16 protein-coding genes are annotated in these 16,045 nt (G+C 49.8%); 8 read left to right on the top strand and 8 right to left on the bottom strand.

Features of this window, described 5'->3' with window-relative positions; translation table 11 throughout:
- Positions 1–8: 8 nt before the first annotated feature.
- The 7 genes from LG288_RS05150 to pspA all read right to left on the bottom strand — a co-directional run bounded on the left by LG288_RS05150 (position 9) and on the right by pspA (position 5,020).
- The gene (locus LG288_RS05150; RefSeq protein WP_404402695.1) at positions 9–347 is read right to left on the bottom strand and encodes a 4a-hydroxytetrahydrobiopterin dehydratase; all 339 of its coding nucleotides are present in this window, start codon (positions 345–347) and stop codon (positions 9–11) included.
- A gap of 65 nt (positions 348–412) precedes the next feature.
- On the bottom strand, positions 413–1,216 hold the full coding sequence (gene phhA, locus LG288_RS05145; protein WP_404402693.1) for a phenylalanine 4-monooxygenase: 804 nt from the start codon (positions 1,214–1,216) through the stop codon (positions 413–415).
- Positions 1,217–1,359: 143 nt separating this feature from the next.
- Entirely contained in the window at positions 1,360–2,331 is a 972-nt protein-coding gene (locus LG288_RS05140; protein ID WP_404402691.1) for a TIGR01620 family protein, read from the bottom strand.
- Positions 2,328–3,710, bottom strand: a complete 1,383-nt coding sequence (locus LG288_RS05135; protein ID WP_404402689.1) for a YcjX family protein — start codon at positions 3,708–3,710, stop codon at positions 2,328–2,330. The genes LG288_RS05140 and LG288_RS05135 overlap by 4 nt, the downstream gene beginning before the upstream one ends.
- Positions 3,707–4,087, bottom strand: a complete 381-nt coding sequence (pspC, locus tag LG288_RS05130; protein WP_404402687.1) for an envelope stress response membrane protein PspC — start codon at positions 4,085–4,087, stop codon at positions 3,707–3,709. The genes LG288_RS05135 and pspC overlap by 4 nt, the downstream gene beginning before the upstream one ends.
- Entirely contained in the window at positions 4,084–4,317 is a 234-nt protein-coding gene (gene pspB, locus LG288_RS05125; protein ID WP_404402685.1) for an envelope stress response membrane protein PspB, read from the bottom strand. Before pspB ends, pspC begins: the two co-directional genes overlap by 4 nt.
- A gap of 28 nt (positions 4,318–4,345) precedes the next feature.
- Positions 4,346–5,020 carry a phage shock protein PspA gene (gene pspA / locus LG288_RS05120; protein ID WP_404402683.1) on the bottom strand — a complete coding sequence of 225 codons (675 nt, stop codon included), beginning with the start codon at positions 5,018–5,020 and terminating at the stop codon, positions 4,346–4,348.
- 211 nt (positions 5,021–5,231) lie between these two features.
- On the opposite strand from pspA, the gene pspF reads away from it, so the two are divergent.
- From pspF to ggt, 8 genes are all read left to right on the top strand, one after another.
- The gene (gene pspF, locus LG288_RS05115; protein WP_404402681.1) at positions 5,232–6,326 is read left to right on the top strand and encodes a phage shock protein operon transcriptional activator; all 1,095 of its coding nucleotides are present in this window, start codon (positions 5,232–5,234) and stop codon (positions 6,324–6,326) included.
- Positions 6,319–7,941, top strand: a complete 1,623-nt coding sequence (locus LG288_RS05110; RefSeq protein WP_404402679.1) for an ABC transporter substrate-binding protein — start codon at positions 6,319–6,321, stop codon at positions 7,939–7,941. The genes pspF and LG288_RS05110 overlap by 8 nt, the downstream gene beginning before the upstream one ends.
- The gene (locus tag LG288_RS05105; RefSeq protein WP_404402677.1) at positions 7,938–8,966 is read left to right on the top strand and encodes an ABC transporter permease subunit; all 1,029 of its coding nucleotides are present in this window, start codon (positions 7,938–7,940) and stop codon (positions 8,964–8,966) included. The genes LG288_RS05110 and LG288_RS05105 overlap by 4 nt, the downstream gene beginning before the upstream one ends.
- Positions 8,953–9,846 carry an ABC transporter permease subunit gene (locus LG288_RS05100; protein ID WP_404402675.1) on the top strand — a complete coding sequence of 298 codons (894 nt, stop codon included), beginning with the start codon at positions 8,953–8,955 and terminating at the stop codon, positions 9,844–9,846. The genes LG288_RS05105 and LG288_RS05100 overlap by 14 nt, the downstream gene beginning before the upstream one ends.
- On the top strand, positions 9,846–10,838 hold the full coding sequence (locus LG288_RS05095; protein ID WP_404402673.1) for an oligopeptide/dipeptide ABC transporter ATP-binding protein: 993 nt from the start codon (positions 9,846–9,848) through the stop codon (positions 10,836–10,838). The genes LG288_RS05100 and LG288_RS05095 overlap by 1 nt, the downstream gene beginning before the upstream one ends.
- A complete protein-coding gene (locus LG288_RS05090; protein WP_404402671.1) occupies positions 10,835–11,635 on the top strand; it encodes an ATP-binding cassette domain-containing protein in 801 nt (266 codons plus the stop codon). Before LG288_RS05095 ends, LG288_RS05090 begins: the two co-directional genes overlap by 4 nt.
- Before the next feature lie 36 nt (positions 11,636–11,671).
- Positions 11,672–13,195 (top strand): sodium/proline symporter PutP, encoded by a 1,524-nt coding sequence (gene putP / locus LG288_RS05085; RefSeq protein WP_404402669.1) that lies wholly within the window; start codon positions 11,672–11,674, stop codon positions 13,193–13,195.
- A 131-nt stretch (positions 13,196–13,326) separates the two neighbouring features.
- On the top strand, positions 13,327–15,030 hold the full coding sequence (ggt, locus tag LG288_RS05080) for a gamma-glutamyltransferase (RefSeq protein WP_404402667.1): 1,704 nt from the start codon (positions 13,327–13,329) through the stop codon (positions 15,028–15,030).
- On the opposite strand, the gene rssA is transcribed toward ggt, so the two are convergent.
- The gene (rssA, locus tag LG288_RS05075; protein WP_404402665.1) at positions 15,027–15,995 is read right to left on the bottom strand and encodes a patatin-like phospholipase RssA; all 969 of its coding nucleotides are present in this window, start codon (positions 15,993–15,995) and stop codon (positions 15,027–15,029) included. The two genes, ggt and rssA, sit on opposite strands and share 4 nt — an antisense overlap.
- Positions 15,996–16,045: the final 50 nt, after the last annotated feature.

The following is a 16,045-nucleotide window of genomic DNA, read 5'->3' as shown; positions in this document are numbered from 1 at the left end:
GATTTGCCTTAGTCGTCCTGGAGCTTATCGCTTTTCGCAGCCATGATAAAATCATTACGGTGCAGGCCATCAATCGCATGAGTCCACCAGGTCACCGTTGTTTTACCGTACTCTGTGGTAATTTCCGGATGATGTTGCTCAGACTCAGCGAGCTCGCCGACACTATTGGTGAACGCCAGTGCCTGACGGAAGTTTTTAAATTTATAAGTACGACGAAGCTTGTTTACTCCATCTTCTGTAACCACATCCCACTCTGGAATGTCCTGCTTCAGCTCTTTCATTTCATCATCGGTAACTTTAGGTACGTCACCTTGACAGGGTTCACACTTTTCATTTTCTAACGACATAAACAACTCCTTATCAGATAAAACGCAGCAGGGGCTGCTTAAATAAAGCAGCTAAACATTACCTGCTAAGCTACGTCGGTTTTTGGTTTTGGTGGAAACTTTGGTTCGAACAAGCCCAGTTCCATGGCCTGCTCGACCATTGCCATGATATCCATATCGGCTATTTCGTAAAGCTCATCCACGCTGCTAATAGTGTAGTAGACAGGCTGGATAATATCGATGCGATATGGTGTACGCAATGCATCCAGTGGTTTTAACGGTTTCCGTTCGGGTTTATCGCTGTTGATGGCATACTCAGTTTCTGCCGGTGACGATAAGATACCACCCCCGTAGATTCTCAGACCCTCTGCTGTTTTCATTAAACCAAACTCAACGGTAAACCAGTACAGCCGGGCCAGATAAACACGCTGTTTGGGGGTCGCCGCATAGCCCAGCTTACCGTACTGGTGCGTAAAGTGGGCAAAGGCAGGATTAGTTAATAACGGACAGTGTCCGAATATTTCATGAAAAATATCGGGCTCCTGTAAATAATCAAATTCTTCGCGGCTACGAATAAAAGTCGCGACCGGGAACTGCTTATTAGCCAGTAAGCGGAAAAATTCATCAAAAGGTATCAGCGCCGGAACGGCGGCAACCTGCCAACCTGTTTCTCGCTCCAGTACCGCATTAACTTCATGCAACTGAGGTAGTCGATCCTTAGGTAAATCTAACAACTCGAGACCTTTCATGTACTCGTCACATGCTTTACCCGGTATGCATTTTAACTGACGCTCGACAAGGTCATGCCAAATAGCGTTTTCTTCGTCCGTCCAGTGGATAACACCCTCGGCATCTGGCTGTTTCGATACATATTGACTCTGTTTACCCATGCTGTCCCCTTGTTATTCTGACGTTTATTAATTGCACTCAATTATTAATATGCTGTTAACAGCTAGAGTGCATCGGAGCGCGGGGCATTAGCAATAATAAAGCGATTATCTGGCCAGACGATTACTGTAACGTAATTTTTCCACTAAGCCGTGGGGGACTTTTTACGACCTTTGTAAATCGCCGGAAGCACACCACTGAGTTGTTTTAATACATCTTTTTGCAGTCGGCTATAACCGGGTTTTTTAACGTATTTAAAGGGGATCGGCCGGGTCAGCTGGATAACCTGATAGCCTAACCGGGCGGTTAATAACCCGGCGCCCATGCCCTGCCCGGCTCGCGCCGACAATTTACTCATTAGCTCTGCACTTAACCATTGGGTTCCCGCATCAACAGCAATTTCGCTTAAGCCGGCATAAGCCAGGTTGGTCAAAATTTGTCGCCATAAGCGAATGCGACTCCAGTAGCCCAGCTGTACGCCGTAACAACGGGCGACATCGGTTATCATTCGCTGACTACGCCAAAGTAATAATGCCATGTCAGCAACTGAGCTTGGGCTAACGGCCACCAGCGCAGCGGCTTCTGCCGCGCGCTTACTGACCAGCCGCTGGGCCTGCTGATCAACGCGGGCAAGAATATCGACTTCAAAGCGCTGTTCCGTTTCAGCCTCGCTCCAGTAGGGCTGCACCATCTGCTGCCAGCTACTGGCCAGATCCGGGTGCTTTAGTTGCCTTAGCAACTGCTCAGCACTGGCATTGCTTTGCCGGTTTTGGTAGCGCCGCTTAAGCTGACGCAGTAGCCACACTTCGCGACCGATAAACAGTATCAATACGCAGACTGCCAGACCCAGACCGAGGCTCCAAAGTGTGCCTAACAACCAGTGCTGAGCAAAGCTTTGCTGGACCAGCAGCACCGATTCGATGACCAGCGCCGTCGTTAAAAACAATAGTGCCAACAAAAACCACCGGCCAAACCGTGATTTTTTGCCGACCGGCTCGGCGCTTACGGTTTCTGCAGCCGGCGTTTCTGTTTCCTCTTCGGTTGCTGTGGCCTCACTGAGCTCTGCCCCGGGGTCGTAATAGGTCAGCTTTGCTTTGCTTAAAGGCTGATCGCTCATCGTAATTTATCTCCCAACATGTAATCGAGGAGTTGGTCCAGACGCATATGCGGTAACGGCGACTGTGCCATGGTGAAAGCCGGGTAAAAGCGGGGGTATGCAAAGCCTTGCTGCCATTGCTGTTGATTAGGCCAGCTATCGGGTACTGGCGGAGCCCCGACCCGAACAGGTTGTTGATCGGCAATAACGCCGTCCAAAACCTTAGTCCCGTCGTTTAACTGACCGGGCTTAGAAACCGCAATACCGGCGACACTGAACAGCTGATGCTGAATTTGGTTAAATTCAAGCTGCTGGCGGCTTCCCTGCAATAACTGAGCGAGCAGCTGGCGCATCGCCGGGTGTTGGTCCGGACTGACATGGTCAGCTTTTGAAGCCACCAGCGCAACTTTATCAATTTGCGGGGCCAGCAAACGTCTGAACAAAGGGTTATTACCATACTGGAAGCTTTTCATCAGTTCACTGACGGCCAGTTTTAACTCGCTTAACGCCGCTTCACCAGTTTCCAGCGCCGTTAGCAAATCCACCAGAATAATTTGCCGGTTAAAGCCCTGAAAATAGTTTTTATAAAAGGGTTTTATCACCTGTTGTTGATAATAGTCGTATTTTTCCTGCAGCTGTTGCTGCCAGCGATTGGATAAGCGCAGTTGCTGTGGCCAGGGGAAAAAATCCAGCGCCGGCGCATCGGCAAGCTCTCCGGGTAATAAGTGCCGGCCCGGCTGCAGAAAATACAGGCCAAATTCTGTTTTACAACGCTGCAGCTGTTGCCGGTAATCCTCCGCCAGGCGACGCAGCGCAGCGTCATCGTCCTGGCTATTGTGCTGGCTTTCCTGCAGCCGCTTTAACCAGCCCGAAAAAATATCACGACGTGGCTGCTGCTGCATCAATCGCGATTGCTGTTCACTCCACTGCTGATAGCTTTGTTCCAGCATCGGCAGATCCAGTAACCACTCGCCCGGGTAATCGATAAGATCCAGGGTGAGCTTGCGCTGTTCGCTCAGTTTGCTTGCCAGCCCACCAGCCGGCTTATACTTAATTTCCAGCCGAATTTCACTGACATCGCGGGTTGAATGAGGCCAGCGCCCCGGCTCTGCCGTTAACGCAGCTACAGCGGCTTCGTAATCAAAACGGGCAACCGACCAGTGTTCGCTGGGTACCAGTCGACTTCCGATAAGGCGTTGCTGTTGTTTAACTTGCCAAAAGGGTAAATTCTGGCTGTCGTTAGCGTACAACAACTGTTCCAGCAAACCTGTTAATAACGCAGTTTTGCCGGCACCACTTAAGCCGGTGACGGCCAGCCGAATATGACGATCAAGCCCGCGGTCAATCAGATCGCGGGCTTGTTGGCTAATGGTTTTATTTAACTGCGTAGAAAACTTCACAGATTATTAAATTCCCGGTGCAAATTGTATTGATTTGACGTCACGTACTTTTCCATACTTTGCAACTGCCGCTCAAGCTCAGTGAGCTCCTGGTTTAGTTCGCGAAAAGCCCGGTGAGGAGGTTCCCCTGCCTGATAAACGCCGCTTTTTACGTTAACGTGATGCGTTTGCAGGGCCGGAGACGGCGCTTTATCCAAAATAAGCCAGCCGGCCACGTATAAAATGAAGAAAAAACCACTGGAAAATATAAAACCGGTGAAAAATACCACCCTCACTATCCAGGCTTCGACATTAAGGTAGTCAGCAAGGCCGGCGCAGACTCCTGCCAGTTTACCTTTTTCGGTATTGCGGCGTAACTGTCGTTTTTCAGTGTTCATTTGTGCTGCCTCCAGTTTGGCGCATCAGCATCAAGAATGCGTTCCAGCGTGCGAATACGATCGCGCATTTTCTCGACATGCTCTGCCATTTGATTAAGTTGACCGCGCTCTTCTTCGGTCAACCCCTTATTAACCTGGTTTTTACTGCGGTAATGCAGGATTAACCAAATGGGCGCAACAAAAATCACAAATAAGACAATTGGCGCAATCAACAGTCCTAACAATTCCATAGCGGATTCCTACTGTTTCTTTTTTAACTTACTGGTTCTGTTGCTCTTTACTTTTCATGCGAGCTTTAAGTGCTTCCAGTTCATCGCTGACTTTGGACTCGTTTTCCAGTTCAGCAAATTCGTCTCGCAGAGTCCGTTGTCCCAGATCATAGGCTTCAACCTGTGCTTCGATACCGTCAATCTTAGACTCATAGCGGTCAAATTTCTGCATCGCATCATCAACTTTACTGCTATCCACTTGTTTTTTTACTGCCAGTCGGCTGCTGGCGGTTTTTTCACGCATCAGGATAGTTTTTTGACGTGCTTTTGCATCAGCTAATTTTTCCTGTAGCTGGCCAATTTCGCCATTTAATTTATCCAGACTTTCATCTACCCGGTCGATCTCCTGCTGCAGCCCATCGACACTCTGTTGCATTTTTTGCTTTTCGATTAACGCCTGTCGGGCCAGGTCTTCGCGATCTTTTGATAACGCTAACTCGGCTTTATTTTCCCAGTCCAACACTTGATGTTCAGCACGCTGCTGCTGACGTTGCACATCCTTTTTTTCTGCCAACAGGCGGGCTGAGGTTGAGCGCACCTCTACCAGCGTATCTTCCATTTCCTGAATAATCAGGCGGACCATTTTTTGTGGATCTTCCGCCTTATCTAATAATGAATTGATATTGGAGTTCACGATGTCGCTAAAACGTGAAAAAATACCCATAATAATTACCTCACAGTTCGTTAATGTTCGTAAGCCGGTCGTAATGACCTGTAGGGTAACGTATTCAACAATCAAGCCAAGTTTTAAAGTTGATTTAAGCCATTAATTTAACAGCCTTTTTTATTTTTAACCGGCTTTAAAGTCTTGCACTGAATTGTTGTTTATACTAATAATTGGCAAAAATAACTATAAAAATGGATATTGTCCTAACATGAGCCAGCTTCGCCCAAAAGAAAATTTAATCGGGGAATCTAACAGCTTTGCCGAAGTGCTTGAGCATGTTTCTCAGGCAGCGGTATTAAATAAGCCTATCTTAATTATCGGCGAGCGCGGCACCGGTAAAGAACTTATTGCCCAGCGCTGTCATTTTTTATCGCAACGCTGGCAACAACAGTACATTACGCTTAATTGCGCCTCGCTTAACGATAACCTGCTGGAAAGCGAGCTGTTCGGCCATGAAGCCGGCGCATTCACCGGCGCCAGCAAACGGCATGAAGGACGCTTTGAACGCGCCAACGGCGGTTCACTGTTTTTGGATGAGCTGGCAAATACGTCGATGCTGGTACAGGAAAAGCTACTGCGGGTTATTGAATACGGCGAATTTGAGCGTGTTGGCGGTTCGCGGTCGGTAAAAGTAGATACCCGCTTGATTGCAGCAACCAATGAGGATCTACCCAGTTTGGCCCGGCAGGGGAAGTTCCGTCATGATCTGCTCGATCGCCTGGCCTTTGACGTTATTACCCTGCCGCCGCTGCGCGAACGCCGGGACGACATCCTGCTGCTGGCTGAACACTTTGCTATAGCGATGGCAAGAGAGCTGCAGTTTGAGCTGTTTAGTGGTTTTTCGGAAAAAGCGAAGAAAAAATTGCTGGAGTATCCCTGGCCCGGCAACGTGCGTGAGTTAAAGAACGTTGTCGAGCGCAGTGTTTACCGGGTTGGCAATGGTCACATCCCGGTTCATGACATTATTCTTGATCCCTTTGACAGCCCTTACCGCCCGGCAAGTGCTCAACCGGACAACACACCGACCACAGACATGGAAACAGCGCTGCCGGAAACACCGGGCCATGCCGGAGCGGCCAGCCACAGCGAGCCACAGCCACTTTCAGGACTGGATATCAGTCAGCCGGTTGACTTAAAACAACAAAGCCAACAATTTGAAATCAACCTACTGAATGAGGCCTTAGCGTACTGCCAGTTTAATCAGAAGCGCACCGCCAAACATCTGGGCTTAACGTATCACCAGCTGCGCGGTTACTTAAAAAAATACCAATTACTCGAGGCTACTAACAGCGAACATGATTAGGTTACACACTGCCTTAATAGCGTTGCTGGTACTGATGTTGAGTGCTTGTGAACGCTCCGGGGAACAACGACCAACACCGCTTCAGCAGGGCCTTGTGTACTGCTCGGAAGGTAACCCGGAAGGCTTTAATCCACAGCGGATTACCTCGGGCACCACTATTGACGCGACAGCAGCTCAGCTGTACGACCGCTTAATTGATTACGATGCCGAGCAACGCCAGTTTGTGCCCGCTCTGGCTAAGTCCTGGCAGGCTCTGGATAACGGCACCCGCTATCGATTTGAGCTCCGTGATGACATTTCATTTCACGATACGGCCTACTTTACCCCTTCGCGGCAGCTCAACGCTGATGACGTCATTTTTAGCTTTAATCGCTGGCTGGACAGAACCTCGCTGTACTTTAACGTGGGTGGCGGCAATTACCCGTTTTTTACGGCAACCGGACTGGATCAACTGATAAAGCGAGTGGTCAAAGTCGATAATTATACCGTTGATTTTATCCTCACCAATGCCGACAGCTCGTTTCTGGCTAATCTGGCCACTGACTTTGCGGTGATACTGTCTGCAGAGTATGCCGGTCAGCTCGCTGTCGAACAGCAGCCCGAAGTAATTGACCAGCTACCGGTTGGTACCGGACCTTATATCTTCGAAGCCTTCCGCAAAAATTATTTTATTCGCTATTCCCGCAACCCGGATTACTGGCGCCGCGGACCGGATATTGAACACCTGGTTTACTCGATTACTCCCAATGCGAACAAACGCATGCTTAAGCTGGTCACCGGTGAATGTGATGTTATCCCTTATCCACTGGTCAATAAGCTGCGCTCTCTGAATCAACAGCAGATAAAGGTTAACTCAGAGGTCAGTCCCAATGTTTCATTCTGGGCATTTAATACCAATAAAGAGCCATTTGATGATCCGGACGTCCGCCAGGCTCTGGCTCATGCCGTCAATCGCGAAGCCATCATTAACACAATTTACTACGGCAATGCAGAGCTGGCAGAATCCATCCTGCCGCCCACATCCTGGGCTTATGCAGCAGGCGAAACGGCTTATCAGTATGATCCGGAAAAAGCCCGCCGCATGTTAGATAAAGCCGGCCTAAACGAGGGCTTCGAAATGACAATTTGGGCGATGCCCGTGCAACGGGTTTATAACCCAAACGCCCGGCGTATGGCTGAACTGATGCAGTCTGATCTGGCCCAGGTGGGTATTAACGTCCGCATTGTCAGTTACGAGTGGAACAGTTTCCGGCGGCGGCTTTCCCGTGGAGAACACGACACAGCACTAATTGGCTGGTATGCAGACAATGCGGATCCGGATAACTTTTTCCGGCCGTTACTCAGTTGTGCTGCCGTCACAACCGGCAGCAACCGGGCTAACTGGTGCCACCCCGGTTTTGATGAGATCCTGTTCAGCGCTATTGCCACCACAGACACTGAAAAACGTAAGGCGCTGTACCGCTCGGCTCAGCAAATACTCAATCAGCAGTTACCACTGCTACCCATAGCGCATTCGATGCGCTATCAGGCACAACAGAATTTTGTTACCGGGGTTGAGTTGCCTCCATATGGTGGTATCAGTTTCCGCCACGCGGGTAAGGAGCTTAACCAGTGATTCGCTTTCTGCTTCACCGCATCATTTATTTTTTACTGGCGCTGTGGTTGCTCACGGTTTTCAGCTTTTTTCTAAACTGGCTGTTCCCGGGTGATGTAATTACCAATATGTCCGGTATCCGGCCATTTAGTGACAACTATCAGTCGGAGTTTGACCTGCGCGCCGGGGGCAGCAATCTGGTCACACAATACGGTCACTACGTTGCTAACTTAATTAACTTTGACTGGGGCATCTCGTTGAGTACTCAGCAGCCGGTCTGGGCCGAAGCTTCGAGGACCTTTATGGCCACAGCAGAAATTCTGCTGCTTGGCTTTTTACTGGCGCTTGTTATCGGACTGCCGCTCGGCACTCTGGCTGCAGCTCAGTACCGCAGCAGTCTTGATAAAACCATAGTAACAACAGCCATTGCCGGTTACTCGATCCCCGCTTTTTGGCTGGCGCAGTTATTGATATTGCTGTTTGCGGTAAAAATCCAGTGGTTTCCCATTACCGGTCAAATCGATCCGCTCTATTTAATAGAGCCACAAACCGGCTCAGTATTACTGGATGTTGCATTAAGTGATTCTGATTTTAAGGCGGCTGCTTTTCAAAATGCCCTGGCGCATATGGTATTGCCCGTTGTAGTAATCTCCAGTCTGCCCTCTATGCTGTTACTGCGAATGACCCGAAATGCTACTGTCGAGGTATTACAAAAGCCCTATCTTAAAGCTGTGCGCGCACGGGGCTTATCGCCCCTCAGGGTTATATTCAAACACGCGGTCCCGAACACCCTGCAAATGGTGCTACCTCAGCTAACCTTTATTTTTGGCATCATGCTGGCAAACACGGTAATCGTCGAGTCAATTTTTAACTGGCCGGGCATTGGTTCCTGGCTGCTCAAAGCTATCATCGAACGCGATTACCCGGTCATTCAGGCAGCGCTGGTGATATTCGTTGCCACCACTTTGACTGCCCACTTTATCTTTGAAATCTATCGCGGCTGGCGATTCCCTATTGTACGGGAGGAACGTTATGGCGGAACCTAGCCTGTATTACGAAGACAACAACCCATCGCCGTTGCACTTAGTCTGGCTATCATTTCGCAGCCGCATGCCTGCAATGGTGGCACTGTCGGTACTGCTTTTTCTGTTAGTGCTGACGCTGGCGTCTCCCTTACTGGCACCGTTTTCACCTGCACAGCAATTTACCGATGCGATATCGTTGCCACCGTCCTGGGCTGATGGCGGCAACATGGCGTTCTTGTTCGGCACTGACGATCTGGGCCGCGATATGCTCTCACGGCTACTGATTGGTGCCGCTTATAGCTTTGCGCTGCCATTGTCGATCGTGATTGTGGCGTCCAGCTTTGGTATTTTTCTGGGCGCCCTGGCCGGTGTCGATCGTAATTTTAAATATCAATTTATTGGCCAGATGTTTGATCGCATTTTAACGGTACCGTCGTTTCTACTGGCCCTAGTGATTATCGCTATCCTTGGTCCGGGGCTGGGTAATGCGGTGATCGCCATCACCTTATCGCTGATCCCGCAGTTTATTTACAGTACCCGCAATGCCGTCCATGATGAGTGGCAGAAGAGTTATGTGACGGCATCACGTTTAAATGGCTGCTCTAATACCTATTTGATGTATCGTGTTATTTTGCCAAACATCACGCCGGCACTGGTAATGCAGCTTACCGTTGCCCTTTCTGTTGCAATTATGGATATTGCTGCGCTTAGCTTTCTTGGTCTGGGCGTCCAGGCACCCACACCAGAGTGGGGAAGTATGTTAGCGCGCAGTCTGGACGAGGTGTATTTATCTCCCTGGTCAATGGTGTTGCCGGGGCTGGCTTTATTTATCACCATTACAGCCATCAACGTAGTCGGCGACAGCTTGCGGCGGTCAATTAAGCAACGGATGGACAGCTGATGGATTTACTTGATATTCGGAATTTAACCATAGAGCTGGATACACCGCAGGGCCAGGTCCGAATTCTGGACCGCATCAACTTACAGCTAAAACCCGGCGAAATTCACTCGATTGTCGGCGAGTCAGGATCAGGCAAAAGCTTGTTGGCGAAAGCTGTTATCGGGGTTCTTAATCCAGCCTGGCGACTCACTGCTGACCGGCTTTGGTGGCGTGGCCAGGACTTGCAGGCATTGAGCTTTAAAGCCAGGCGGGCCATCACCGGCCGTGACATGGCGATGATCTTTCAGGATCCGGCCGCTTATCTTGATCCAAATAACACCGTTGAGCAGCAAATAATTGAAGCCATCCCGGCCGGCGATGTGACCGGTACGTTTTTGCGCAAACGGATGGATCGCAAGACCCGGGTCAGGCAGCTTTTACACCGCGTCGGAATTCGCGACCACGATAAAGTGCTGAAAAGTTATCCGTTCGAGCTCTCGGAAGGTATCGCGCAAAAGGTCAGCATTGCCGTGGCCGTTGCTCACCGCCCGCGACTGTTAATTGCAGATGAGCCCACCACCGCTATGGAGCCGTCCACGCGTAATCAAATTCAGCGCTTGCTGACTAAGTTAGCGGTTAGTGAAAATATGGCAGTGCTGTTGATTACTCAGGACATTGGTTCAATTTTGCCTGATACGCAAAATTTGACGCTACTTTATTGCGGTCAGCTGATGGAAACCGGTAACGCTGTTAAGTTACTAGAAAGCCCCGCACATCCCTATACGGATTCGATGATTCGCATGTCCCTGAACAATCAAAGCCAGCTGCCTCATAAAGCCCGTTTACCAACTTTGCCCGGTACGGTTCCTACTTTGCGCCATCTGCCCATTGGTTGCCGGCTGGGTCCCCGCTGCCCTAACGCGCAAAAGCAATGCGTGATTGCGCCTTCGGCATCGCAGCGCGAGCAACAGCTGTTTCACTGTCACTTTCCTTTAAATGAGCCCTCATCATGACGGATGTATTAGAGGTCAAACAACTGAGTAAAGCATTCCGCCGCCGCGGTGATTGGCCCTGGACGCCTAAATCAGTTGCCCTGCATCCGCTGTCTTTTACTATAGGCGCAGGGGAAACCCTGGCGATTATGGGTGAAACCGGCTCAGGTAAATCAACGCTGGCTAAGTTAATCGCCGGCGTAGAGGAAAGTACTGCCGGAGCCATTTACTTAAACGGTCAAAAACTACACGACAACCACTCAAAACAGCGCTGCCAAAATATACGTATGATTTTTCAGGACAGCGAAAAGTCCCTGAATAGCCAGCGCACTATCGGTCAGCAACTGGAAGAGCCACTACTGTTTAATACACAGCTAACTAATGACCAGCGCCGCGAGTCTGTTAAACAAGTTCTGCGAAAAGTGGGATTATTAGCGGAACATTACGAATTTTATCCGCATATGTTATCAACTGGGCAAAAGCAGCGCGTTGCTATTGCGCGCGCAATCACCCTGGAACCGCAAATTATTGTGGCTGATGAAGCACTTGTCGCCCTTGACCCATCAGTTAGAGCTCAAATCATTAATCTGATGCTCGATCTACAGCAAGATATGGGTATTTCGTACATTTTAGTGACTCATTCGCCGCAAATTGTCAAAAACATCGCTGACAAGATCTTGATTTTGTATCGTGGTAAGATGATCGCCTTTGATACAACAGAGCGTTTATTAAAAGAATCGCAGCAACCTTACGTGGAACAACTGCTGCATGAACATTTAGCAAAAGAACACTTAAACGAACAGCGACACAAGCGCTAACGTCGCTCATACAACAAACAATTACGGGAGTTTAATGTGGAAACAGGTACGCTGATATCGCTGGCGCTTTATTTTATTGTGATGATGGGCATTGGTTTGTACGCTTACAAAAAGTCCACCGACTCGGTATCCGGCTACATGCTCGGTGGCCGCGGCCTTGGCCCGGCGGTTACCGCCCTGTCGGCCGGCGCTTCGGACATGAGCGGCTGGATGTTGATGGGGTTACCCGGCGCTATTTATATCTCCGGTGTTTCTCAGTTATGGATTGCTGTCGGTCTGGTGATCGGCGCTTACCTTAATTACATTATTGTGGCACCGCGCCTGCGCACCTATACCGAGGTCGCTAATGACGCCATTACCATTCCTGATTATTTTGCTAACCGTTTTAATGACAAAGGTCGCAAGTTACGCATTTTTTCATCGGTCGTAATTATTATCTTTTTCACCCTGTACACATCAGCCAGCCTGGTCGCCGGAGGCAAGCTGTTTGACAGCTCATTTGGCCTGGATTACAACACCGGACTTTGGGTCACCGCCGGGGTTGTCTGTGCTTATACCCTGTTTGGTGGCTTTTTAGCGGTCAGTATGACCGACTTTGTCCAGGGCTGTATTATGTTTGTGGCGCTGGTGCTGGTCCCTGTTGTAGCTTTTGCAGAACTGGGTGGTTACAGCAACGTGGTTGGTCAGGTTAGCGACATTGACCCGGTATTTCTGGATTTCTTTAAAGATGCGGCAACCGGACAAAACCTCGCCGCTCTGGGCATTATCTCGCTGCTGGCGTGGGGCTTGGGTTATTTCGGGCAGCCACACATCATCGTGCGTTTTATGGCAATCCGTTCTGTCAGTGCGATAAAAAGTGCCCGCCGCATCGGTATTACCTGGATGGTCGTTTCTATCATCGGCGCTATGGCTACAGGTTTTGTGGGCATTGCTTACGTTGCTGACACGCAGATGACTTTAGGGGATGCCGAGACGATATTTATTATTTTCTCGCAATTCTTGTTCCACCCGCTGATTGGTGGCTTTTTGCTGGCCGCAATTTTAGCGGCGATCATGAGTACCATTTCTTCGCAGTTGCTGGTCAGTTCCAGTTCATTAACCGAGGACTTTTATAAAGCCTTCTTACGCACCAATGCCAGCCAAAAAGAACTGGTCGCAGTTGGCCGTATTTCGGTTTTGGTGGTGTCGCTGGTGGCTATCTGGCTTGCTTATGACCCGGACAGTACGGTTTTAACCTTGGTATCCAATGCCTGGGCTGGTTTTGGTGCAGCCTTTGGTCCGGTCGTTATTTTAAGCCTGTTCTGGAAACGCATGAACCGTCACGGTGCGCTGGCCGGTATGGTACTGGGTGCAGTTACGGTTCTGTTCTGGATTTACGGCCCTGAATTCGGCGGCCAGCCGTTAAGTGCTTATGTTTATGAAATTGTGCCTGGGTTCATTGTGTCGACTCTGGCTATCCTAATCTTCAGTAAACTGACCGCTGAGCCGGATCAAGAGCTGCAGGATAAGTTTGAAGAGATGGAGAGCATTATCGACTCTCACTATCATACCCAGCGATAGAGCGGGTTGAGCAAAAGCGCTAAGTAACGCTCATCTCATTCATCGGATATAGTCTACCAAGGGTCGCATTAGCGGCCCTTTTTTTATCGTTAGGGTTATAGTGGTTTGACTTTTTAACGGAGGACAAATCAATGCGATCCATTTTGCTTTCCTGCGCAATGGCGGTCGGCTGTGCCGTCAGCGCTATGCCAACCCAGGCCGCCGACCGAATTACCGGTCATCATTTTGCTACCCGCTCTGAAGCGATGGCACCCAACGCTATGGCGGCAACCAGCCAGCCGCTGGCCACTCAGGTAGCGTTAGAAATTATGCGTCAGGGCGGTAACGCGATTGATGCTGCGATCGCGGCCAATGCCCTGCTCGGTTTAGTTGAACCGACCGGTAATGGTATCGGCGGCGATTTATTTGCGATTGTCTGGGATGCTGATACAGAACAATTATACGGTCTTAATGCCTCCGGCCGTTCGCCAAAGTCACTGAGCCGCGAATACTTCATCGAAAACGGCTATGACAGCATCCCGGCCCGCGGTGTTTTACCTATTTCGGTGCCCGGCACAGTTGACGGCTGGTTTGAGTTGCATGAAAAATTTGGTGCGCTTGAGATGGAACAGGTGTTAGCGCCGGCAATTGAGTACGCCCGGCAAGGCTTTCCGGTAACTGAAGTCATTGCTTATTATTTTGAACGCAACGGCCGGGTGCTTAAAGACTACCCCGGATTTGCTGATGTTTTTATGAAAGACGGTGAGATGCCCCAAAAAGGTGAGCGCTTTAGTAATCCTGATTTAGCCAATACCCTGGAACGTATCGCACAAAACGGTCGGGACGAGTTCTACCGTGGCAAAACTGCTCGTACGATGAGTGAATTTGTCCAGAATCACGGAGGATTTTTATCCTACCAGGACTTGGTAGAACATGAATCAACCTGGGTTGACCCGGTTTCGTCCAGTTACCGGGGCTATGACTTATGGGAACTGCCGCCTAATACTCAGGGAATCGCTGCCCAGCAAATTCTTAACATGCTGGAAAATTTTGATCTGGCCGCAATGGGCTTTGATAGCCCCGAGTATATTCACCATTTCGTTGAAGCAAAAAAACTTGCATTTGAAGATCGGGCTAAATACTACTCTGACCCGGCCTTTAATGACGCACCGGTCGAAGGCCTGCTGGATAAAGAGTATGCCAGACAACGGGCAGAGCAGATTGACCCGGGGCAACCGGCAGCTTCCGTTGAACCGGGAAACCCACCGACCGAAGGCGACACCATTTATTTAACCACTGCCGATGAAGACGGCAACATGGTATCGCTGATCCAGAGTAATTACCGCGGCATGGGCTCCGGCGTTACCCCCGAAGGGCTGGGCTTCGTCCTGCAAAACCGTGGCGAGCTTTTTAACCTGAACGAAGACCATAACAACGTTTTTGAACCAGGTAAGCGCCCCTTCCACACTATTATTCCTGCCTTTGTTACTAAAAACGGTAAGCCTATAATGAGTTATGGTGTGATGGGTGGCGCCACGCAGCCACAAATGCACGCGCAGATCCTGATTAACATGATTGATTTTGGCATGAACCTACAGGAAGCCGGCGATGCCCCCCGCATTTTGCACTCGGGATCAAGCCAGCCCACCGGCTCGACCATGAGTGACGGCGGCGTAATACACCTGGAAAATGGTTTCTCTGCGCACACTCGGCGGGAACTGATTAAAATGGGCCATACGCTGCAGGAAGCAGTCGGCCCATTCGGCGGATATCAGGCGATTTGGAAAAATCACCAAGAAGATGTTTACTACGGCGCATCAGAGAGCCGTAAAGATGGTCACGCAGCCGGTTATTAACCGCTGCGCTGACGATAAAGTTCAATTTCATCCATAATGAGATCACGCATTCGGTGCGTGGTCTCATAACCAATATCAATGGCTTCGTTGCCGCGTTGAAATTCCATGATGCCGATATGACCTAGCTTCGGCTGGATCAGAATATCCGGCGGGTCACCGGCCATCCGCGTTTTAGTAATTCGTTCCTGCATTATATCGATAGCGCTCGACATGACACTGAACATACCCGGCGGTTTATGCGGGTTAGCACGAAAACGATCTTTGACCGTTTCAAAATAGTGCTGACCGCTGGAACGTAAGTTATCCAGAAACCCTGTCTCATCGTTATTTTCAATCTCCGGTTGTCGTTGCACCTGTTCAGTTTCAGTTTGCGGCGGGATATTACGACCCCGCTGCTCCAGCGCTTTTGACGTTAACTGAGAATTTAAATGCACCGCAATAACAAAATCTGCATCCAGTGCACGGCATAAGGAAACCGGCACCGGATTGACCAGACCTCCGTCGATTAACCAGCGGCCGTTAATGGCAGCCGGAGCGAGTACCCCTGGCATAGCGCAGGAGGCCCTGGACACATCATACAGGTCGCCTTTACGCAGCCACATTTCGCGCCCGCTGTATAAATCCGTAGCGACAGCACCATAGGTCATTGGTAAGTCTTCAATATTTTTTGCGCCAAATTGCTCCCGCGCCTTATTAAAGACTTTTTCGCCACCAATCAGACCGCCCTGATTAAAGCCAAAATCCAGCAGATTCCAGACTTCCCAGCGACCCATTTCACAAACCCATTCCTCTATTTCAGCCAGCCGGCCCGACGCATAACCGGCGCCGACCAGTGAACCGATAGAAGTTCCGGCGACAACATTAATTCGCACCCCCATTTCTTCCAGAGCTTTTATAACGCCGATATGAGCCCAGCCCCGGGCCGCTCCGGAACCTAACGCAAGTGCTACCTTTACTTCTGCCATGGATATCTTCCCAATCCCTTTTTTTATCCGTACACTATGTGAACTATTTT

The sequence above is a fragment of the Idiomarina seosinensis genome (assembly GCF_044797955.1).
Taxonomy (GTDB): Bacteria; Pseudomonadota; Gammaproteobacteria; order Enterobacterales; family Alteromonadaceae; genus Idiomarina; species Idiomarina seosinensis_A.
This window is presented reverse-complemented; position numbering and strand designations above follow the sequence as displayed.